General features: G+C 66.7%; 3 protein-coding genes. 2 read left to right on the top strand and 1 reads right to left on the bottom strand.

The annotated features are described in order from the left end of the window. Window positions 1–1,848, top strand: a 1,848-nt coding sequence (gene pnp, locus AC32QD_RS00680; RefSeq protein WP_492008550.1) for a polyribonucleotide nucleotidyltransferase, incomplete at its 5' end; no start/stop codon positions are given. A 251-nt stretch (window positions 1,849–2,099) separates the two neighbouring features. Beyond that, window positions 2,100–2,282 (top strand): hypothetical protein, encoded by a 183-nt coding sequence (locus tag AC32QD_RS00675; RefSeq protein ID WP_492008549.1) that lies wholly within the window; start codon window positions 2,100–2,102, stop codon window positions 2,280–2,282. A 329-nt stretch (window positions 2,283–2,611) separates the two neighbouring features. Here AC32QD_RS00675 and AC32QD_RS00670 read toward each other — a convergent pair whose 3' ends face one another. Next, window positions 2,612–3,025: a universal stress protein gene (locus AC32QD_RS00670; RefSeq protein WP_492008548.1), complete on the bottom strand. Its 414-nt coding sequence runs from the start codon at window positions 3,023–3,025 to the stop codon at window positions 2,612–2,614. Window positions 3,026–3,509: the final 484 nt, after the last annotated feature.

The raw sequence follows: 3,509 nt of genomic DNA, 5'->3' as shown, positions 1-3,509 counted from the left end.
CGCCCGCTCTTCGCGCCGGGCTTCAAGAACGAGGTGCTGGTGATCTGCACCGTGCTGAGCCACGACCTCGTCAACGACCCCGACATCGTGGCGATGATCGCCGCCTCGGCGGCGCTGACGCTTTCGGGCGCGCCGTTCCTGGGGCCGATCGGCGCCGCGCGCGTCGGCTTCTCGCAGGGCGCCTACGTTCTGAACCCGGCGGTGCCGGACATGAACCGGCTGTCCGAGAACCCCGACCAGAAGCTGAACCTGATCGTGGCCGGCACCCGGGACGCGGTGATGATGGTCGAGTCCGAGGCCTACGAGCTCTCCGAGGACGAGATGCTCGGCGCCGTCACCTTCGGCCACGAGCAGATGCAGCCGGTGATCGACCTTATCGTCGATCTGGCCGAGGACGCGGCCAAGGAGCCGTTCGCTTTCGAGCCCGCCGATCACTCGGGCATGATGGCCCGCGTGCGCGACCTGGTCGAGGCGCCGCTGCGCCAGGCGTTCTCGGTGGCCGACAAGATGGAGCGGCAGGCGGCCATCGCCGCCGCCAAGGAGGCGATGCTCGCTGGCCTGAGCGAAGAGGAGCTCGCCGAGGCCGCGGCGATCGACGACTGCTTCAAGAAGCTCGAGGCCGAGATCCTGCGCGGCCAGATCCTCGACCACGGCAAGCGCGTGGATGGCCGCGATCTCACCACGGTGCGCCTGATCAACTGCGACGTCGGCCTCTTGCCGCGCACGCATGGCTCGGCGCTGTTCACCCGTGGCGAGACGCAGGCGCTGGTGGTGACAACGCTCGGCACCGGCGATGACGAGCAGATCATCGACGCGCTCGAGGGCGACTGGCGCGAGCGCTTCCTGCTGCACTACAACTTCCCGCCCTACTCGGTGGGCGAGGCCGGGCGCATGGGCCCTCCGGGGCGGCGCGAGGTCGGCCACGGCAAGCTCGCCTGGAGGGCGTTGCAGGCGGTGCTGCCGCCGGCGACGGAGTTCCCCTACACCATCCGCATCGTCTCGGAGATCACCGAGTCGAACGGCTCGTCCTCGATGGCGACGGTGTGCGGCTCGTCGCTGTCCATGATGGACGCCGGCGTGGCGCTCAAGGCCCCGGTCGCGGGCGTCGCCATGGGGTTGATTCTCGAGTCGGACGGACGCTTCGCGGTGCTCACAGACATCCTCGGCGACGAGGACCATCTGGGCGACATGGATTTCAAGGTCGCGGGCACCGAGCGCGGCGTCACCTCGCTGCAGATGGACATCAAGGTCGCCGGCATCACCACGGAGATCATGCGCCAGGCGCTGGCGCAGGCGCGTGACGGCCGGATGCACATCCTCGCCGAGATGAACCAGGCGCTGAGCGCCAGCCGGCCCGAGTTCTCGGCGCATGCGCCGCGCATCGAGGTGATGCAGATCAACACCGACAAGATCCGCGAGGTGATTGGCTCGGGCGGCAAGGTGATCCGCGGTATCGTCGAGGAGTCGGGTGCCAAGGTCGACATCAACGACGACGGCATCATCAAGATCGCCTCGGCCGACGCCAAGGCGATCGAGAGGGCGAAGGAGATGATCAACGCCATCGTCGCGGAGCCCGAGGTCGGCCGCATTTACACCGGCAGGGTCGTGAAGATCATGGACTTCGGCGCCTTCGTGAATTTCTTCGGCAAGCGCGACGGGCTTGTCCACGTCTCGCAGATGACCGATCAGCGCGGCGCCAACCCCAAGGAGATTGTCAAGGAGGGCCAGGAGGTGAAGGTCAAGCTCCTGGGCTTCGACGATCGCGGCAAGGTGCGCCTGTCGATGAAAGTGGTCGATCAGGAGACCGGCCAGGAGATCAAGCGCGAGGAGGCGAAGGCCGAGAGCTGAGCCCTCCTCCTCGCCCTGCTCCGGATCGGGGCCCCGCTTGCCGCGCGGGGCCCCTTTTCTTTGCTTCGCTAGGCATGATGCGCCGCGTCGGGGTGCCCTGTGCCGGGGCGAAACGCGGTGGCGTGGAACCCGCTGCATCCTCGCCCTTCTGTCGCACGCGAATAATGCTCCTGCCCACTCGATGCCTCTCGCCGAATCCATCACGGCCCGCTAGACTTCGCCGATCTCGGGACATGGAGAGGGAGGCTTCCATGACCATGTGGACCATCACCTGCCCCCATTGCGGGGCGGTCAACAGCGTCGCAGCCAACCGCGTTCCCGACAACTGCCCGATCAACTGCTCACGCTGCCATACGTTGATGGGCTCGTGGCGCAAGGCCAGTGCCGGCCTCGGGATGGGCGAGACCGAGGAGACCCCTCCGCCAAGGCCCTAGGGCCCTTGCCGGCCCGTCCGAGCCGACGAGGACAGCTCCGCCGCCCTGCCGCCCGTCGGAAGGTAGGGGCGCGCTCGGAAGCATCGACAGGTCGTTCCGCCTTGGAGAACCCGGCCGCCCCGATCGCACAACGAGGGCGACTCTTGCGCACCGGTGCATGGCATCATCGCGACGACCGAGCACGAGCAGGCAGTCCGCAGTCACACCGGCGGCATGGAGGAGGCACGCGCCCGAACGCGTGGATGACAGCGCGGCGCCGACGACAGACGGACGATTCTGCCCGGCCCGTCGCTGCATGCCGGCCTCGTCGATGCCGGTGAGCCGCCGTGTCAGCCGGTTTCACGATTGACATGAACGGCGCAGGGGGCGTGGCGCACGACGCGCGACGCGGTCGAGCCGAGGAAGTAGTCGCTGAGCCCTGGTTTGTGTGAGCCCATGACGATGCAATCGATGCCGTTGTTTTCGGCAAAATCGATGATCGTCCGTGCGGAATGGCCCTTCAGGATCTTCGGCGTCACATCCGGGGTGTCCTTCAGCTTGTCCATGAGCAATGCGCGTGCCTTCTCGAAAGCAGCCTTGACGTCGCTCTCGTCAAGATAGGCACTGACCGAGGCCTGCGGTGTCTCATAGACATGAAGCGCGATGATTTCGCCGCCGTCATCGCACAGGGCTTTCGCAACCTGCAGCATCTGGGGCGAGATGTTGTGAGTGAGTGCCATCGGGACGAGTATTTTTCGGTACATGCAAGCCTCCGTGTGGGTAGCCCAGCGCAATTGGCCCGATGTGATTGTTAGTTGATGACCGGCCTGTGGTCCATTGGGACAATGCTTCCCCGGCCCGTCCGCGCGAGGATCGACGGCGATTCCAGCGAGCGCGGCCCCAGGACCCCGCTTTGCTGTCAGGTCCGGCCGGTCGGTGGCGCGGGATTCGACTGCGTTCCTTACCGCTGGCCGGCGGGCGCCCTTGTCGCGCGTGAGCGGCTCACACCCGCGAGGCTGTCGCCGAGCAGTGCCGTCTGGGCGCGACCGCGATTGCCGGGCGGATGGGGATCGTTCGGTCGTCTGTGTACCGGGTTCTTTCACAAGGCTAGTGGATGGAACCTGACAGAAGAGTCCCGGAGGGGATTCCCCTGCCGGCGGTGGCATGCGAGTCTGTGGCATGCGCACCGGCATCACCATTGAGGTTTCGCCCGAGGATCGCCTCCGTCTGGAGGCCATCGTCGACGAT

This window comes from Thermohalobaculum sp., from assembly GCF_058622915.1.
This window is presented reverse-complemented; position numbering and strand designations above follow the sequence as displayed.

Excerpts from the sequence above, each read along its gene's own strand:
- AC32QD_RS00675 (WP_492008549.1), top strand. The coding sequence starts at position 2,100 with ATGACCATGTGGACCATCACCTGCCCCCATTGCGGGGCGGTCAACAGC.
- AC32QD_RS00670 (WP_492008548.1), bottom strand. The coding sequence starts at position 3,025 with ATGTACCGAAAAATACTCGTCCCGATGGCACTCACTCACAACATCTCG.